At 59.7% G+C, this 16,759-nt stretch carries 16 protein-coding genes, 1 tRNA gene and 1 pseudogene; 14 read left to right on the forward strand and 4 right to left on the reverse strand.

The genetic code is table 11. The features are described from left to right. From ACLD1X_RS25445 to ACLD1X_RS25470, 6 genes and pseudogenes are all read left to right on the forward strand, one after another. Positions 1-778, forward strand: a pseudogene (locus ACLD1X_RS25445) (glucose-6-phosphate isomerase); the annotation flags it as partial. Positions 779-908: 130 nt separating this feature from the next. After that, a complete protein-coding gene (gene acs, locus ACLD1X_RS25450) occupies positions 909-2,846 on the forward strand; it encodes an acetate--CoA ligase (RefSeq protein ID WP_429372479.1) in 1,938 nt (645 codons plus the stop codon). Between the two features lie 130 nt (positions 2,847-2,976). Continuing rightward, on the forward strand, positions 2,977-3,843 hold the full coding sequence (locus ACLD1X_RS25455; RefSeq protein WP_429372481.1) for an oxygenase MpaB family protein: 867 nt from the start codon (positions 2,977-2,979) through the stop codon (positions 3,841-3,843). A gap of 145 nt (positions 3,844-3,988) precedes the next feature. Beyond that, entirely contained in the window at positions 3,989-5,005 is a 1,017-nt protein-coding gene (locus ACLD1X_RS25460; RefSeq protein WP_429372483.1) for a class I SAM-dependent rRNA methyltransferase, read from the forward strand. A gap of 93 nt (positions 5,006-5,098) precedes the next feature. Continuing rightward, positions 5,099-8,056 carry a DUF748 domain-containing protein gene (locus ACLD1X_RS25465; RefSeq protein WP_429372485.1) on the forward strand — a complete coding sequence of 986 codons (2,958 nt, stop codon included), beginning with the start codon at positions 5,099-5,101 and terminating at the stop codon, positions 8,054-8,056. Then, positions 8,056-8,352 carry a DUF2845 domain-containing protein gene (locus ACLD1X_RS25470; protein WP_429372487.1) on the forward strand — a complete coding sequence of 99 codons (297 nt, stop codon included), beginning with the start codon at positions 8,056-8,058 and terminating at the stop codon, positions 8,350-8,352. The genes ACLD1X_RS25465 and ACLD1X_RS25470 overlap by 1 nt, the downstream gene beginning before the upstream one ends. Positions 8,353-8,531: 179 nt before the next feature. On the opposite strand, the gene ACLD1X_RS25475 is transcribed toward ACLD1X_RS25470, so the two are convergent. Both ACLD1X_RS25475 and ACLD1X_RS25480 read right to left on the reverse strand, forming a co-directional pair. Next, positions 8,532-8,888 (reverse strand): BON domain-containing protein, encoded by a 357-nt coding sequence (locus ACLD1X_RS25475; protein ID WP_429372489.1) that lies wholly within the window; start codon positions 8,886-8,888, stop codon positions 8,532-8,534. 448 nt (positions 8,889-9,336) lie between these two features. Then, the gene (locus ACLD1X_RS25480; RefSeq protein ID WP_429372491.1) at positions 9,337-9,756 is read right to left on the reverse strand and encodes a pilin; all 420 of its coding nucleotides are present in this window, start codon (positions 9,754-9,756) and stop codon (positions 9,337-9,339) included. A 227-nt stretch (positions 9,757-9,983) separates the two neighbouring features. Here ACLD1X_RS25480 and ACLD1X_RS25485 point away from each other — a divergent pair, with 227 nt between their 5' ends. From ACLD1X_RS25485 to yacG, 4 genes are read left to right on the forward strand one after another with little or no spacing between them, the layout of a single operon-like run. Further along, entirely contained in the window at positions 9,984-11,201 is a 1,218-nt protein-coding gene (locus tag ACLD1X_RS25485; RefSeq protein WP_429372493.1) for a type II secretion system F family protein, read from the forward strand. 1 nt (position 11,202) lies between these two features. Further along, the gene (locus tag ACLD1X_RS25490; RefSeq protein WP_429372495.1) at positions 11,203-12,075 is read left to right on the forward strand and encodes a prepilin peptidase; all 873 of its coding nucleotides are present in this window, start codon (positions 11,203-11,205) and stop codon (positions 12,073-12,075) included. After that, positions 12,072-12,695, forward strand: coding sequence for a dephospho-CoA kinase (gene coaE / locus ACLD1X_RS25495; RefSeq protein WP_429372497.1), 624 nt, complete (start codon positions 12,072-12,074; stop codon positions 12,693-12,695). The genes ACLD1X_RS25490 and coaE overlap by 4 nt, the downstream gene beginning before the upstream one ends. Next, positions 12,692-12,892 (forward strand): DNA gyrase inhibitor YacG, encoded by a 201-nt coding sequence (gene yacG / locus ACLD1X_RS25500; RefSeq protein WP_008022439.1) that lies wholly within the window; start codon positions 12,692-12,694, stop codon positions 12,890-12,892. The genes coaE and yacG overlap by 4 nt, the downstream gene beginning before the upstream one ends. A 34-nt stretch (positions 12,893-12,926) precedes the next feature. On the opposite strand, the gene ACLD1X_RS25505 is transcribed toward yacG, so the two are convergent. Next, a complete protein-coding gene (locus tag ACLD1X_RS25505) occupies positions 12,927-13,616 on the reverse strand; it encodes an energy-coupling factor ABC transporter permease (RefSeq protein WP_429372500.1) in 690 nt (229 codons plus the stop codon). Positions 13,617-13,753: 137 nt separating this feature from the next. On the opposite strand from ACLD1X_RS25505, the gene ACLD1X_RS25510 reads away from it, so the two are divergent. From ACLD1X_RS25510 to ACLD1X_RS25525, 4 genes are read left to right on the forward strand one after another with little or no spacing between them, the layout of a single operon-like run. Beyond that, positions 13,754-14,380, forward strand: a complete 627-nt coding sequence (locus ACLD1X_RS25510) for a DUF1780 domain-containing protein (RefSeq protein ID WP_057400461.1) — start codon at positions 13,754-13,756, stop codon at positions 14,378-14,380. After that, positions 14,377-14,904 (forward strand): MOSC domain-containing protein, encoded by a 528-nt coding sequence (locus ACLD1X_RS25515; protein WP_429372502.1) that lies wholly within the window; start codon positions 14,377-14,379, stop codon positions 14,902-14,904. Before ACLD1X_RS25510 ends, ACLD1X_RS25515 begins: the two co-directional genes overlap by 4 nt. A 51-nt stretch (positions 14,905-14,955) precedes the next feature. Continuing rightward, positions 14,956-15,129, forward strand: a complete 174-nt coding sequence (locus ACLD1X_RS25520; RefSeq protein ID WP_007970531.1) for a DUF3094 domain-containing protein — start codon at positions 14,956-14,958, stop codon at positions 15,127-15,129. 60 nt (positions 15,130-15,189) lie between these two features. Continuing rightward, positions 15,190-16,488, forward strand: coding sequence for an NAD(P)/FAD-dependent oxidoreductase (locus ACLD1X_RS25525; RefSeq protein ID WP_429372505.1), 1,299 nt, complete (start codon positions 15,190-15,192; stop codon positions 16,486-16,488). Positions 16,489-16,672: 184 nt separating this feature from the next. Here the strand turns inward: ACLD1X_RS25525 and ACLD1X_RS25530 are convergent. Then, positions 16,673-16,749 (reverse strand) — tRNA-Pro (locus ACLD1X_RS25530). Positions 16,750-16,759 lie beyond the last annotated feature (10 nt).

Raw genomic sequence — 16,759 nt, forward strand, 5'->3', positions numbered from 1 at the left:
ACTGCTGTCCGGTGCCTACACCATGGACCAGCATTTCCAGACCGCCCCCTTCGAACAGAATATGCCGGTGCTGCTGGCCTTGCTCGGCGTGTGGTACGGCAACTTCTGGGGCGCGCAAAGCCACGCGATCCTGCCGTATGACCACTACCTGCGTAACATCACCAAGCACTTGCAACAGCTGGACATGGAATCCAACGGCAAGAGCGTGCGCCAGGACGGCAAACCCGTGTCCACCGACACCGGCCCGGTTATCTGGGGTGGCGTTGGCTGTAACGGCCAGCACGCTTATCACCAGCTGCTGCACCAGGGCACCCAGTTGATCCCGGCGGACTTCATTGTGCCGATCGTCAGCTTCAACCCGGTGTCCGACCACCACCAGTGGCTGTACGCCAACTGCCTGTCGCAAAGCCAGGCGCTGATGCTCGGCAAGACCCTGCCGGAAGCCCAGGCCGAGTTGCGTGACAAAGGCATGAGCGAAGCGGACGTGCAGAAGCTTGCGCCGCACAAGGTGATCCCGGGCAACCGTCCGAGCAACACCCTGGTGGTCGAGCGCATCAGCCCGCGTCGCCTCGGCGCACTGGTGGCGATGTACGAACACAAGGTTTTCGTGCAGAGCGTGGTCTGGGGCATCAACGCCTTCGACCAGTGGGGCGTGGAGCTGGGCAAAGAGCTGGGCAAAGGTGTCTACAACCGCCTGGTCGGCAGCGAAGAAACCCCGGCCGAGGACGCCTCGACCCAAGGGCTGATCAACTATTTCCGCGGCCGTCACCGCGGATAAGCTGAAAAAGCCTGCTACCAACTGAGGGAGCGAGCCTGCTCGCTCCCTCAGTTGTTTTGTGTACGACTTGAACCCATTGGTCACTCGGCGCATCTTTATCCTTGTCGCAAAACAAGCATAAGGAACCGTCATGTTCGATATCAGCACGTTCCCCAAAGCCGATGCCGTCCGCCGGGCTGCACAACTGAGTCAAGACGACTACCACCGCCTGTACCGCGAATCCATCGAACACCCCAGTACGTTCTGGGCCGAACAGGCCACGCGTTTTCTCGACTGGAGCAAACCGTGGGACACCGTCCAGCGCTACAACCTGAAAACCGGTGAAGCCAGCTGGTTTGCCGGCGCAAAATTGAACGTCAGCGTCAACTGCATCGACCGCCACCTGGAGAAACGCGGCGATCAGGTTGCCATCATCTGGGAAGGCGACGACCCTGCCGAATCCACGCAAATCACCTACAAAAAACTCCATCACTACGTCTGCCGCCTGGCCAACGTGCTCAAAAGCCGTGGCGTGAAGAAAGGCGATCGGGTCTGCATCTACATGCCCATGATCCCCGAAGCAGCCTATGCAATGCTCGCCTGCACGCGCATCGGCGCTGTGCATTCGGTGGTGTTCGGCGGATTCTCCCCGGACTCGCTGCGTGACCGGATCCTCGACGCCGACTGCCGCACCGTGATCACCGCCGACGAAGGCGTGCGCGGCGGTAAATTCGTGCCGCTCAAAAACAACGTCGACAAGGCCCTGCAAAGTTGTCCAGGCGTCAGCAGCGTGATCGTGGTCGAGCGTACCCAGAACCAGGTGAATTGGGTTGAAGGCCGCGACCTCTGGTATCACCAGGCGCTGCGCGACGTCGGCGACGATTGCCCACCCGAACCAATGGACGCCGAAGACCCGCTGTTCATCCTCTACACCTCCGGCAGCACCGGCAAACCCAAAGGCGTGCTGCACACCACCGGCGGTTACCTGCTACAAGCGGCGATGACCTTCAAATACGTGCTCGACTACCGCGACGGCGAAATCTTCTGGTGCACCGCCGACGTCGGCTGGGTCACCGGCCACAGCTACATCGTGTACGGCCCGCTGGCCAACGGCGCAACCACGCTGATCTTCGAAGGCATGCCGAGCTACCCGAGCACGTCGCGTTTCTGGCAAGTGATCGACAAACACAAGGTGAACATCTTCTACACCGCCCCCACCGCCCTGCGCGCCCTGATGCGCGAAGGTCCCGAGCCGTTGAAGGAAACGTCGCGCCAAAGCATCAGATTGCTCGGTACCGTTGGCGAACCGATCAACCCGGAAGCGTGGGAGTGGTACTTCCATGAGGTCGGCGAAGAGCGCTGCCCGATCGTCGATACCTGGTGGCAGACCGAAACGGGCGGCATCATGCTCAGCCCCCTGGTCAGCGCACAGCGGATAAAACCCGGTTGCGCCACGCAACCGATGTTCGGTGTGCAACCGGTGCTGCTCGACGAGCTGGGCAAGGAAATCAAAGGTGCCGGCAGCGGTGTACTCGCCATAAAATCCAGCTGGCCTGCACAGATCCGCAGCGTCTATCGCGACCCGCAACGCATGATCGACACCTATTTCAAGCCGTATCCCGGTTATTACTTCACTGGCGACGGCGCGCGGCGCGATGAAGATGGCGATTACTGGATCACCGGGCGAATCGACGATGTGATCAATGTGTCCGGCCACCGCATCGGCACCGCCGAAGTGGAAAGCGCCCTGGTACTGCACGAAAGCATCGCCGAGGCCGCTGCAGTCGGTTACCCCCACGACATCAAGGGCCAGGGCATCTATGTCTTCGTCACGCCCATGAACGGCGTCGAAACCAACGATGAACTGAAGAAGCAATTGCTGGCCCTCGTCAGCCAGGAAATCGGCAGCTTCGCCAAGCCGGATTTGATCCAGTGGGCACCGGCCTTGCCGAAAACCCGCTCAGGAAAGATCATGCGGCGCATTCTGCGCAAGATCGCCTGCAATGAGCTCGATAGCCTGGGCGACACATCGACACTGGCTGACCCGAGCGTGGTACAAGGCTTGATCGATAAACGCCTGAATCAATAACGTGCTGGCTTTTGTAGGAGCGAGCTGGCTCGCGATGAACTCCGACACACCGCGTTTACTCAGGAAACACGCGTTATCGTTAACGTCCATCGCGAGCAGGCTCGCTCCTACAGAAAATTACAGAGTGACCATGGAATTCATCCGCACCCGCATCGAAACCCAGATCATGAGCCTGAGCGGTTTGTCCCTGGGCAAACTCGACCTGGAAAACCCCAAGGGCGACCCCGGGCTGTTCGGGCCAGACTCGGTGAGCTGGCAAGTCCATGGCGATTTCAGCAGCATGCTGATCGGTGGCATCGCCGCCCTGATGCTGCAGGCCCTGCACCCGCTGGCATTGGCCGGGGTCTGGGATCATTCGAATTTTCGCGAAGACATGCTCGGCCGCCTGCGCCGCACCGGGCAGTTCATCTCCGGCACCACTTTCGGTTCCCGACAGGATGCCGAGTGGCTGATCGAAAAAGTCCGCACCATCCATCTGCAGGTTACCGGCACGGCGCCAGATGGACGCCCCTACGCCGCCAGCGATCCCGAATTGCTGACGTGGGTGCACGTGGCAGAAGTCAGCAACTTCCTCGCCGCGCACGTGCGCTACCGCAACCCTCATCTTTCACACGCCGACCAGGATCGCTATTACGCCGAAATCGCCTTGGTCGCCGAACGCCTGGGCGCCCGGGATGTGCCACGTTCACGACGGCAAGTTGCCGACTACCTCAAGCGCATCCGTCCACAACTGCTGTGCGACGAGCGCAGTCGAGAAGTCCTGCGCCTGCTGCTGAACGCCCCCTCTCCCAGTCGCCTGGCCAAGCCTTTCGGCAGTTTGATGATGCAGGCCGGGATCGATCTGCTGCCGGACTGGGCCAGTGACATGCTCGGCGTCAGCCAGAACCCGCTGCAACGCAAGCTGATCCGCGCCAGCGTCAATCGCAGCGCGCCGATGCTGCGCTGGGCGGTGCGTAATGGATCGGTTCAACGCGCTAAGCGAAGGATGGGCCTGTAGGAGCGAGCTTGCTCGCGAAAAACGCCTGGAACATGCGATCACTCAGACAACACACGTTATCGTTGTCGACCATCGCGAGCTCGCTCCAGGTTGCGCTCCAAGCTGTTAAACTCCCGCGCCCAATTCCTCCTGCAAGGCGCCCAGCATGTCTTCCTTGAATCAGGCGCTGCGCGCCGCCCTCGATCAACGCCAGGACCTGCTCGCCGAACTGCACCAGCAAGGTACCGATTGCTATCGCCTGTTCCACGGCAGCCAGGAAGGCGCCGGTGGCCTGACCATCGACCGCTACGGCCCGCAATTGCTGGTGCAAAGTTTCCACCAGCCGCTGGAACGCGAGACGCTGCTGCAACTGCACGAAGCAATCAATCAGCACCTGGGTTTTGACACCCTGCTGGTCTACAACGACCGCTCCCGTGGCAACTCGCGCATCGATCGCGAAGACATCGTCTACCGCGCCGACGAAGCCGCCCTGCAAGACCTGGTTGGTCACGAATGGGGCCTGAACTATCGGGTACGTGGTCGCCATGCCGGACAAGACCCGCTGCTGTTCCTCGACTTGCGCAACACTCGGGGCTGGGTCAAGGACCACAGCAAACACAAAAGCGTCCTGAACCTGTTCGCCTACACCTGTGGTGTCGGCCTCAGCGCCGCCGCCGGCGGCGCGCGCGAGGTCTGCAACCTGGACTTCGCCGAAGGCAACCTGGCGGTCGGTCGGGAGAACGGCTTACTCAACCCGCAGTTGCCGACCATGGAATTTATCCAGTCCGATTACTTCCCGGCCATTCGCCAACTGGCCGGCCTGCCGATCAGCCAGCGCCGCGGGCAAAAACTGCCAGGCTATCAGCGCCTGGAACAGCGCCAGTACGACTTGGTGCTGCTGGACCCGCCAGCCTGGGCCAAGAGCGCCTTCGGCACTGTCGATCTGCTGCGCGACTACCAGAGCCTGCTCAAGCCGGCCCTGCTGACCACCGCCGACAACGGCGTGCTGATCTGCTGCAACAACCTGGCGAAGGTCAGCATGGACGACTGGCGCGAGCAGGTATTGCGTTGTGCAGAGAAGGCCGGGCGGCCGGTGCGTGAGTGGACCGTGATGAAGCCCGGTGCCGACTTCCCGTCGATGGATCAGCAACCACCGCTGAAAACCCTGATTCTGCAGCTCTGATCACCGTGGGATAAATCTGAAATTTACTGAACAGGCCGATCACTTCGGAACCGGAAACGCGTGCCATACTCCAAGGCACTCCGATCCAGACAGATGAAGCCGCACATGTACAAAGGATTGATTCGCGCCATCGGCGCCTTGTTGACTGCTCTGGCCCTCTACAGCTTGCTGGGCTTTCTGATTTTACCGGGGGTGGCGTTGCGCGTTGCCAACCAGCAACTGGCCAACTACGCCACCACCCCCGCCACGATCCAGCGGATCGAATTCAATCCGTTTAGCCTTGAACTGACCCTTTGGGGCTTGAATATCGGCGAGCCCGGCAAGGAGCAGGTCGGTTTCGAACGCCTGTACGCCAATCTGCAATTCGACAGCCTGTGGACAAAAACCGTGCACTTGTCTGATGTCGAACTGGACAAGCCCAAGACCGAAATCCTGTTCAGCAAGGACGGCAAACTCAATCTGCTGGGGCTGTTCAATCTGCCAGCGAGCGAATCCACACCCGCCGACCCGAATGCCAAGCCGTTCCCGATGCGCATCGAACGGATCAAACTGGCGGGCGGCGTCGTGCACTTTGAAGATGCCCGCCCCAGCGAGCCCATCGAGTTTCTCTACGACAAACTCGACTTCGAGCTGAAGAACCTCAGCACCTTGCCAGAAGACAGCGCCAACATGACCCTGATGGCCGTCGGCCCGTACGGTGGGCAGATCGACTGGACCGGTAACTTCAGCCTGATTCCGTTCGCCTCCGAAGGTAAGCTGAAAATCACCGATGGCAAGATGAAAGCCTTCTGGCCCTATGTGCGCGATGCCGTACCACTGGACCTCGAAAACGGCGTCATGAGCATCAGCACCGACTACAAGCTCAGCCTGGCCAAGGAAACCGAGCTGCTGTTGAGCAATCTGGCGGTCAACATTGCCCCCTTCGCGATCAAGGCCCCGGATGGCCGGCCGTTGGCGAAGCTTGAACGCCTGGACGTCAGCGAAACCACAGTGGACCTGGCCAGACAGCAAGTGGTGGTCGGCAAGATCCGCAGCAACAAGCTGGAAACCTGGGCCGCGCTGGAATCGGACGGCCAACTCGACTGGCAGAAACTCTTCGCCAGCCAACCGTCAAAAGTCTCCGCCAAAGCCAAGGCGGATGCCGAACCGGCCAGTGCTCCGGCGGCCGCAGACTCACCGAAGCCTGAACCGGCCGCGCCAGGCAAACCCTGGCAGGTGCTGCTCAAGGATGTGCAGTTGCGCAATTACCAGGTACATCTGGCTGACCGCAAGGCACAACCTGCAGTCGCCCTGGACCTGAGCCCGCTGAACCTCGACCTGCAAAATTTCGACAGCCTCAACGGCTCGCCCTTTACCCTCAAGCTCGATACCGGGGTGGGCAAGCAAGGCAAGATCATCGCCGACGGCGAGGTCAACCTGGCCCCGGTCAGCGCCCGACTGAAGGTACAGACCAAGGACATCGACCTGCGGGTTGCCCAGTCCTACATCACGCCATTCATTCGCCTGGAACTGCGCAGCGGCATGCTCGGCAGCGATCTGGCGGTCAATCTGAAAAGCACCGAGCCTTTGGCGTTCAACGTCACCGGCCGCGCCCAGGTCGATCAGTTGCATACCCTGGACACCCTGAAAACCCGCGATTTCCTCAAGTGGCAACAGGTCGTGGTCGAAGGCCTCAACTATCAGCACGGGGACAGCCTGTCGATCGACAAGGTCAACCTGTTCCAGCCCTATGCCCGCTTCATGATCAACGATGATCGCACCACCAACATCGATGACCTGCTGATTCCGCAGCCGCCGGACTCCGGGGCAAAACCGGCAGCGAACAAACCAGCCAGCAACGAAAAACCGCTGGGCATCCATATCGGTGGCATTTTCATCAATGATGGTTCGGCCAACTTCGCCGACTTCAGCCTGACCCCGAACTTCGCCACCGCCATCCAGCAACTCAACGGGCAGATCGGCACCATCGACAGCCGCCAGCCGAAACCGGCCGGTGTCGACGTCAAGGGCAAGGTCGATCGCTACGCACCGGTGACCATCAAGGGCGCCGTCAATCCGTTCGACCCGATGGCCAGCCTCGACATCGCCACCAGCTTCAAACGCGTGGAACTGACCACGCTGACGCCCTACTCCGGCAAGTTCGCCGGCTACCGAATCCGCAAGGGCCGGCTCAATCTCGACCTGCACTACCAGATCACCAAGGGCCAGCTCAAAGCCGAAAACAAAGTGGTGGTCGAACAGCTGCAACTGGGTGAAAAAGTCGACAGCCCGGATGCCGTGAGCCTGCCGCTGAAGCTGGCCATTGCCTTGCTCAAGGACGTCGACGGCAAGATCTCCATCGAACTGCCGGTGACCGGCGACCTGAACAACCCCCAGTTCAGTGTCATGCCGATTATCTGGCAGACCCTGCGCAACCTGATCGTCAAGGCCGCGGCAGCACCGTTCAAGCTCATAGGCGGGCTGATCAACGGCGGTGGCGCGGAGGATCTGGGCAGTGTGTCGTTCGCAGCGGGTTCCAGCGACCTGAGCAAGGACGCCGAAGGCGCTTTGGACAAACTGTCCAAAGCGCTCAAGGAACGCCCGGCACTGCGCCTGGAAATCGAAGGCACCGCCGCCCAGAGCAGCGATGGCCCGTTGATCGCCGAACAACGCCTGGAACGTGAATATCAGTACAACTACTACAAAATGCTCCAGCGCCGCGGCGACAAGGTCCCGGCCCAGGCGTCGTTGCTGGACGTGCCGGACGGGGAAAAAGGCCCGCTGCTCGAAGGTATCTACCGCACCCGCCTGAAAACCCAGCCCCCTGCCGAATGGAAGGATCTGGGCAAGGAAGAGCGCACCGCGAAAATGCGTGCCGAGGTGATCAAGTTCTGGAGCACCAGTGACGTGCTGTTGCGTCAATTGGGCCAGGAACGCGCCAGCAGCATCAAGGATTACCTGGTCGACAAGGGCCAACTGGAAGATGACCGGGTGTATTTCGTCGACGCCAATCTGGGCGAGGCGCAAAGTGACGGCAGCGTGGTGACACCGATGCATCTGGATGCCGAGTGATGATTCAGCGGCTGCTGACGGGCCTGATTCTGGCGCTGGCCGCCAGTCAGGCCTGGGCGGCCGATACCCTGCGTTGTGGCAGCCAGTTGATCAGCGTTGGTGATCGCTCGAGCGAGGTCTTGCACAAATGCGGTGAACCGGTCAGTCGCGATTTGCTGGGCTACAAACGCAGTGCAGACCGGCGCGAGGAGTTTCAGGTCGAGGAATGGACCTACGGACCGAATGGCGGCATGTATCAATACTTGCGGTTCGAAGGAAATCGGCTGAAACAGATCACCAGTAAACGTGGCAACTAATCAGGCACACCTCCACAATGGATTTGCAGCCCTGCAAATAGAACAGGCCCCGGCAAAAATGCGCGGGGCCTGTAGTGGCCAGATTCCGTCTGGCCGTTCGCATGAACTCTCAGGTTGCAACAGACGTATGACTCGGCCCGTCTGTCGCGCCCTCTCCCGGTCCAGGCGAGAAGCCTGCCTTATTCGGCTTTGAGGCCGTCAGCGGAGACCGCCTTGACGCCTTTGATTTTCTTGGTGATCGCCACGGCGGTGGATTTCTGAGCTTCGGTAACCGCGACCGTCGACGACAGCGATACAACCCCTTGGTTGGTTTCAACTTTGATGTCGGTACCTGGAATGCCTTTTTCGGTCATCAGGTCACTTTTAACTTTGGTGGTGATCCAGGTATCGGAAGTAGCTTCTTTAGCCTTGGTCATTTCACCCGCCGCCAGGGTCATTGGTGCCTGGGTGGCTTGAGTGGTCTGGGCGAATGCCGCGTTTGCCATGGTCAGAGTCAGCGCGGTAGCAGTAGCGGCAGCGATAGCGAACTTCTTCATACGAGTAACTCCTGTTTTTCTGAAAAGTCTGCCGGATGTCTTGTTGGCAGGGTTACCTAAAATATAGCGAACGCTGTGCCAACTTTGATGAAGACAATAAAACCTTATGAATCAATAAGTTATAAATTTAGCTGATTTCCGGAATCATGCAAAATGCACGAGGGGCGCAAACTCTGCGTGCAAGTTGCGGGTTTATGAAAAGTTCCTAAGATCCTGAATTTCTAAGCTTTCTCCGAAGCTTTTGACGACTGGTCGAACCCCGCAATGGCGGTAATGATCCTCTGTAGGAGCGAGCTTGCTCCGGGCGGCGTTCCGACGATGGATTCAAGAGCGCTGCGTTTAGTCAGTAAACACGCGGCATCGTTAACGACCATCGCGAGCAAGCTCGCTCCTACAGAATCCTTGACTCAACAGCATTGGAGCAATGGCGGGGATTTGATTCAGCTATTCATGTCGCGGAACCGGAACACCCTTTCGGCAAGTAATCATGGGAAACGGTGCTTCTGCACGACCAGCCTTTGGTTTCGTCCCGTGTCAGGATGACGGTCTTGCCCAGGACTTCTCCCGGGGCATTCTGCAAGGTACAAACCATTGATCCCGCACCACCTGGAGCGTTAGCCGTCACCGCCAGGGCGCAGTGGGTAGTCGATGACGCGCCGGCAGGCGCCACGTTGGCAATTGTCGGGGTGTCCCCCTGATTGATCACATCCTCGAACGGCACCTTCATCGCAGTCAGCTCGGCGAGCGCCGCCGTGACCTTGGCCCGAGCCTGGTATTTGGAATACATCGGCAGGCCCAGTGTTGTCAGGATCCCGATGATCGCCACCACGACGAGTAACTCGATCAGGGTAAAACCTTTTTGATTCATAGACAGGCTCCATGCATGAGTCGAAAGCTCATGACCTGCGCCTTGGCAGCACAGCCTGTGCCAAGGCAAAAATCCCCTGCTGGCGGGGGCCGAGGCGCCTGCAAAGCCCTTTCCTACTGCCAGGATCAGCACTAACTGACGTTTTTTGTCACCTCCCCCTTTCTGGTTTGGCTCCGTCGTTTGACTAGGCTATAAGAGCAACTCAACCGGATTACCCAGGACTGAACATGGCGGTCAAGGCAGCGAAAATCAGCGTGTATGCATGGGAAGGCGTCGACCGCAAAGGCACCAGGGTAACCGGTGAGCTCAGCGCGCAAAACCCGGCGCTGCTCAAGGCGAAGCTGCGCAAGCAAGGCATCAATCCCGGCAAGGTTCGCAAAAAAAACCATCCGGTTTTCAACATGGGCAAGCGCATCAGCCCCCAGGACATTGCCCTGTTCACCCGACAAATGGCGACGATGATGAGGGCCGGCGTACCGTTATTGCAGTCGTTCGACATCATCGGCGAAGGCTTCGACAACCCGGCCATGCGCCAACTGGTGGACGAACTGAAACAGGAAGTCGCGGCCGGCAGCAGTTTCGCCACCGCCCTGCGCAAGAAAACCCGGTATTTCGATGAACTGTATTGCAACCTGGTGGATGCCGGCGAGCAGGCCGGCGCCCTCGACACCCTTTTGGAGCGGGTCGCGACCTACAAGGAAAAAAGCGAGAGCCTCAAGGCCAGGATCAAAAAAGCCATGACCTACCCGCTGGTGGTGGTGTTCGTCGCGGCGATTGTCACCGGGATTCTGCTGGTCAATGTCGTACCGCAGTTCGAGTCGGTGTTCAAAGGCTTTGGCGCCGAACTGCCGGCCTTCACCGTGATGGTCATTGGCCTGTCGCAATTCATGCAGACCTGGTGGTGGACGGTTCTTGGCGTGCTGATCGCCATTACCTTCGGCGTGCGCCACGCCCTCGGGACATCGCCGGCCTTTCGTGACCGGATGGACACCTGGCTGCTGAAACTGCCGTTGGTGGGTACGTTGATGTACAAGTCCGCCGTGGCGCGGTTCGCCCGTACACTGTCGACTACTTTCGCTGCCGGCGTGCCGCTGCTGGAGGCCCTGGAATCAGTGGCCGGTGCGACCGGCAATAGCGTGTTCAAGCGTGCCGTGCTGCGCATCCGGCAAGACGTTTCGACCGGCATGCAATTGAATTTCGCCATGCGCACCTCTGGCGTATTTCCGAACATGGCCATACAGATGACCGCCATCGGCGAAGAGTCCGGCACCCTCGACGATATGCTCGACAAAGTCGCGGGGTTCTACGAAGACGATGTCGATAACATGGTCGATAACCTCACCAGCCTGATGGAGCCGTTCATCATGGTGGTGCTGGGTGTTATCGTCGGAGGACTGGTAGTTGCCATGTACCTGCCCATCTTCCAACTCGGCTCAGCGATCTGACATGCCCTTGAATGAAATCCTGATTCACTATCCGCTGGCCTTCGTTCTTCTCGCAGGTATCACCGGCCTGCTGGTCGGCAGTTTCCTCAATGTGGTGATCTGGCGCCTGCCGAAAATGCTCGAACGCGATTGGCGTGTGCAGGCCCATGACATTCTCGGGCTGCCCGGCGAAACGCCTGTGCCGACCTATAACCTGCTGCTGCCCCACTCCCAGTGCCCGCATTGCGGCCACCGGATCCGCGCCTGGGAAAACATCCCGCTGCTCAGTTATGTGTTTTTGCGCGGGCGCTGTTCAGCCTGCGCGGAAGCGATCAGCCCGCGCTATCCGTTGATCGAGCTGGCCTGTGGCGCGCTGTCGGCGTTTGTGGCCTGGCACTTCGGCTTCGGCTGGCCAGCGTGCCTGATGCTGGTCCTGAGTTGGGGGTTGCTGGCGATGAGCCTGATCGATGCCGAACATCAGATATTGCCGGACGTACTGGTGCTGCCGTTGATATGGCTGGGGTTGATCGTCAACAGCTTCAGCCTGTTCGTGTCGTTGCACGAGGCGCTTTGGGGGGCAATCGCCGGCTACAGCGTATTGTGGGCGGTGTTCTGGCTGTTCAAGCTGATCACGGGCAAGGACGGCATGGGCTACGGTGATTTCAAGCTGCTGGCGATGCTGGGCGCCTGGGGTGGCTGGCAGATTTTGCCACTGACCATCCTGCTGTCCTCGCTGGTGGGGGCCATTATCGGGTTGATGGTGCTGCGCTGGCGCCATGCAAAAACCTCGACGCCGATCCCTTTCGGTCCCTATCTGGCCATTGCCGGCTGGATTGCGTTGCTCTGGGGTGGTCAAATAACCGACCTTTATTGGCAGTTTGTCGGTTTGAAATGAATAGCCCTGTGGAAAAACCCTGGATTCTCGGCCTGACCGGCGGCATCGGCAGTGGCAAAAGTGCGGCCGCCCAGCACTTCATCGATCTTGGCGTGCATGTGGTCGATGCCGATCATGCCGCTCGCTGGGTCGTTGAGCCTGGCCGCCCGGCGCTGGCACAGATCGCCCGGCACTTCGGCCCGGGCGTGTTGCAGAGCGACGGGCAACTGGACCGTGCAGCGCTGCGTACATTGATCTTCGAAGTGCCTGAAGAACGCCGCTGGCTGGAGGCCCTCCTGCATCCATTGATCGGCGAGGAAATCGCTCATCACCTGGCGCTGGCAAAATCGCCTTATGCGATTCTGGTTTCGCCGCTGCTGATCGAGTCCGGGCAATACGCCATGACTCAACGAGTATTGGTAATCGATGCCCCGGAACAGTTGCAGATTGAACGCACCCTGCAACGTGACCAGACCAGCGAACAGCAAGTCCAGGCGATCCTGAAGGCCCAGTCCAGTCGCCAGGATCGCGTGAGCCATGCCGACGACGTCGTGGTCAATGATCGCGACCTTGCCTGGCTGCACAGCGAGGTCGAACGCCTGCATCACTTTTATCTTACTTTGCGTGGAGGCCAGTCATGAGCCAACCAACAACCGTTGAATGCCCAACCTGTGGCGCCCCCGTGGAATGGACCGCCGAGAGCAAATTCCGGCCATTTTGCTCCGACCGCTGCAAACTGATCGACCTGGGTGCCTGGGCGTCCGAAGAACACAAGATACCAGTGGCTCCCGATGCCGAGGATGAACTGTTCAGTGGCGATTTCGACCCGCGTCACTGATTCCGACGGTGGCGATTCCAGGTTTTGATGGGGATCAGGACTTGGGATCGTCGTCCTTCCAGGGAGCCGAGAGGTAGCGTGTGCGATTGAACGTCTCCAGCCACTCCGGACAGAACACCACCAGCGCACTGACGATCATGCCGTTGATAAACGCCTCGGGGAAAATGATCAGCCACAGGTAACCGACAAAATCCTCGAGCCAATACGGCATCTCGAAACGCTCGTCGAACCACAGCAACCACAGCCCCAGCAGCAGGCACAGCAAGGTCGACAGCGCGGCGGCAAAGAATCCGGAAACGAATATGTACACGAAGGGATTTCGCGGCTGTGCACGCTCCACCAGAATCGCGCAGCATTCGGTGACCAGCACCGGCAGCGCTATGAACAACGCACCATTGACCCCGACCGCCACCAGGTCCTGTCGGCCGAGCAACACCAGCCCCGTTTGTGCAACCAACCCGCCGACCAGTGCCAGCGGCCAGTCCAGCAACAGGGTCACCGCCGTCATGCCGATGAGGTGATAAGACACGCCGGTATCGAAATCCTGCCGCACCAGCCACAGCAGAAACAGCGCAAACACCGTTCCAAACAACAGATGCTGACGACGGCTGTCGGTGAACAGCTCAACCCACGGCGCGCGACAGACCGCCCAGATCAAAACCGGCAGGTAAATCAGCCAGCCGACTGACAGTGTTTCCGGTGACAGCAACTCTGCGCCGATCACCTGAGCAATCCTCTGTCCTTCACCGCAAACTCCCTGGTTGTTCAGGCCCGATACCTGGCAGTCTACTACGGCGATGAAGTCGCTCCAGCCGATGCAAAGCTTTCTGCTTGTCGCAATTGAACGCTAAGCTTGGGCCTATGGATGACTCAGATTATTTACGCCTGCTGACCATCGCGGCCGAGCAAGCCAACGCGTTCCTGTCCAATGCCCGCAAATGGGAGCGTGAGCGTTGGGTTTGCCAGCGCCTGCTGCAAGGCTTGAACATTCCCTATCGTGCCGATGAATTCACCCCCGCCGGGGAACCACCGGATGTGTTGTTTCGCGATGCCAGTTTCGAGGTGTTCTTCGTGCTCGACGAGGGCCGGCGCCTCAACGATGAATGGCGCGACGAATTGCAACGCCGACGCAGCGCGTTTTCCCTGAGCCAGCTGGTGCGCCGCGAGGCCAAGCCACGACGCATCCCTGCCAACGAATTCTTGCTGCGATTGGCGCCGACCTTGCGCAAAAAGGCGCACAACTACAAAGAGCGCGGCATGGATCTGGGGGAGCTGGACATCATTGCCTTCGCCAGCCTCAAGCGCGAAGTGCTGGACCTCAACAGCCATTTCCCGCCGCCGACCGAATACCTGCGCCAGGGCTGGCGTTCGCTGTCATTGGTCGGGCCGACATTTGCCCGCGTGCTGTTCGCTCACCCCGATGCGCCGGACTTCTTGCGCAGCAACCTGGGGCGCAGCATTGTTTTTGATGTCGGGATCAGCCTGTGAGCCCGTTGCAGGAGCTGATCGCCGAGGTGCCGCAACAAGGTCGCGTGCGCTGGATCGGCGTGCGCCCGCAATCACGTGCGCCGATGCTTGAGCTCGAGGCCGTGGAAGCGCGCCTCGAGGCCGGCCTGACCGGCGACCACGCCCGCCCCGGCGTGCGCAATGCGCGGCAGGTCACGCTGATTCAGTGGGAACACCTGGCGGTGATCAGCTCGTTGATGGGCCGTGCCCACGATCATCCGGTCCGGCCTGAAGATCTACGGCGCAATCTCGTTATCAGTGGCATCAATCTGTTCAGCCTCAAGGGTCGCCGCTTCCGGATTGGCCAGGCAACGTTCGAAACCACCGGCTGGTGCCAGCCTTGTGCGCGTCTGGAAAGCAACCTGGGCATCGGCACCTTTCAGGCCGTGCGCGGACATGGCGGAATCACTGCCCGAGTGTTACAAAGTGGAATCATTCGCCTGGACGATACGGTGAGCGTCGAGCCCCTGCCGGACAGCGGCTATGCTCCGTTCAACGTTCGTTAACTCAGCCTGTAGCTTCTGCACCTTTAGCTACGTCTACCTGACGAGGCCTTTATGACCAGCCGCCTGAACCCAGACGACCAAAAGCATGTCGAAGAGTACCTGCAGTTGTCCCAGCACCAAGTCGAGCGCCGGCCTTTCCGGCCGTGGATGCTCCTTGTACTGGTCTTGGCAGTGACCATTGGCCTTGGCCTGTTGAGCCGACTTATCAGTTACCTGACGCTATGAGCTGCCTTGCGCTCGCTCGGGTAATTGCACCGATTTCCTTTAGCCTTGCGAGTTATCCCCATGTCCCATCGTATTGTCATTGTCGGCGGCGGCGCCGGCGGTCTGGAGTTGGCTACCCGTCTGGGTAAGACTCTGGGCAAGCGTGGCACGGCCAGTGTGATGCTGGTCGACGCGAACCTGACCCACATCTGGAAACCGTTGTTGCACGAAGTGGCGGCCGGTTCCCTGAACTCTTCCGAAGACGAACTCAACTATGTCGCCCAAGCCAAATGGAACCACTTCGAGTTCCAGCTGGGGCGCATGAGCGGGCTCGATCGCGCGAACAAAAAAATCCAGCTGGCGGCTACCTATGACGAAGCCGGCCTGGAACTGGTGCCAGCCCGCGAAGTGCCTTACGACTCGCTGGTGATCTCCGTCGGCAGCACCACCAACGATTTCGGCACCCAGGGCGCTGCGCAACACTGTCTGTTCCTCGACACCCGTAAACAGGCCGAGCGTTTCCACCAGCAACTGCTCAATCACTACTTGCGCGCCCACGCCGGTCAGACCGACACCGTCGAGCAAATCAGCGTGGCCATCGTCGGTGCCGGTGCCACCGGGGTCGAACTGGCCGCCGAGCTGCACAACGCCGCCCATGAACTGGCGGCCTATGGCCTGGACCGGATCAAGCCGGAAAACATGCACATCACCCTGATCGAAGCCGGGCCACGCGTCCTGCCGGCGCTGCCAGAGCGAATTGGCGGACCTGTGCATAAAACCCTGGAGAAACTCGGGGTCAACGTCATGACCAATGCAGCAGTCAGCGAAGTGACGGCCGACAGCCTGATCACCGCCGACGGCAACGTAATCAAGGCCAGCCTGAAAGTCTGGGCCGCGGGGATTCGCGCACCGGGTTTCCTCAAGGACATCGATGGCCTGGAAACCAACCGCATCAATCAGCTGCAAGTGCTGCCGACCCTGCAAACCACCCGTGACGAGAACATCTTCGCCTTCGGTGACTGCGCCGCCTGCCCTCAACCGGGCAGCGACCGCAATGTACCGCCACGTGCCCAGGCTGCTCACCAGCAGGCTTCGTTGCTGGCCAAATCGCTGAAACTGCGCATCGAAGGCAAGGCACTGCCGGAGTACAAGTACACCGACTACGGCTCGCTGATTTCGCTGTCGCGCTTTTCGGCTGTGGGTAACTTGATGGGCAACCTCACCGGCAGCGTGATGCTCGAAGGCTGGCTGGCGCGGATGTTCTATGTGTCGCTGTACCGCATGCACCAGATGGCGCTGTACGGGCCGTTCCGCACGGCGATGCTGATGTTGGGCAGCAAGATCGGACGCGGTACCGAGCCACGCCTCAAACTGCACTGATAAGGCGTGCTTTCTGTAGGAGCGAGCTTGCTCGCGAAGATCGTTAACGAAAACGCAGCGTTTCTGGTTTAACGCGGCGCTCTCAGGTTCTTCGCGAGCAAGCTCGCTCCTACAATTGAGCCGCGGCAAGCAATTAACGGGCAAAAAAAAATCCCCGTATCTTTCGATACGAGGATTTTTAATATGGTCGGGGTAAGGGGATTCGAACTCCTGACATCCTGCTCCCAAAGCAGGCGCGCTACCGGACTGCGCTATACCCCGGTAAAAAAAA

The sequence above is a fragment of the Pseudomonas sp. 18173 genome (assembly GCF_050432945.1).
GTDB lineage: Bacteria > Pseudomonadota > Gammaproteobacteria > Pseudomonadales > Pseudomonadaceae > Aquipseudomonas.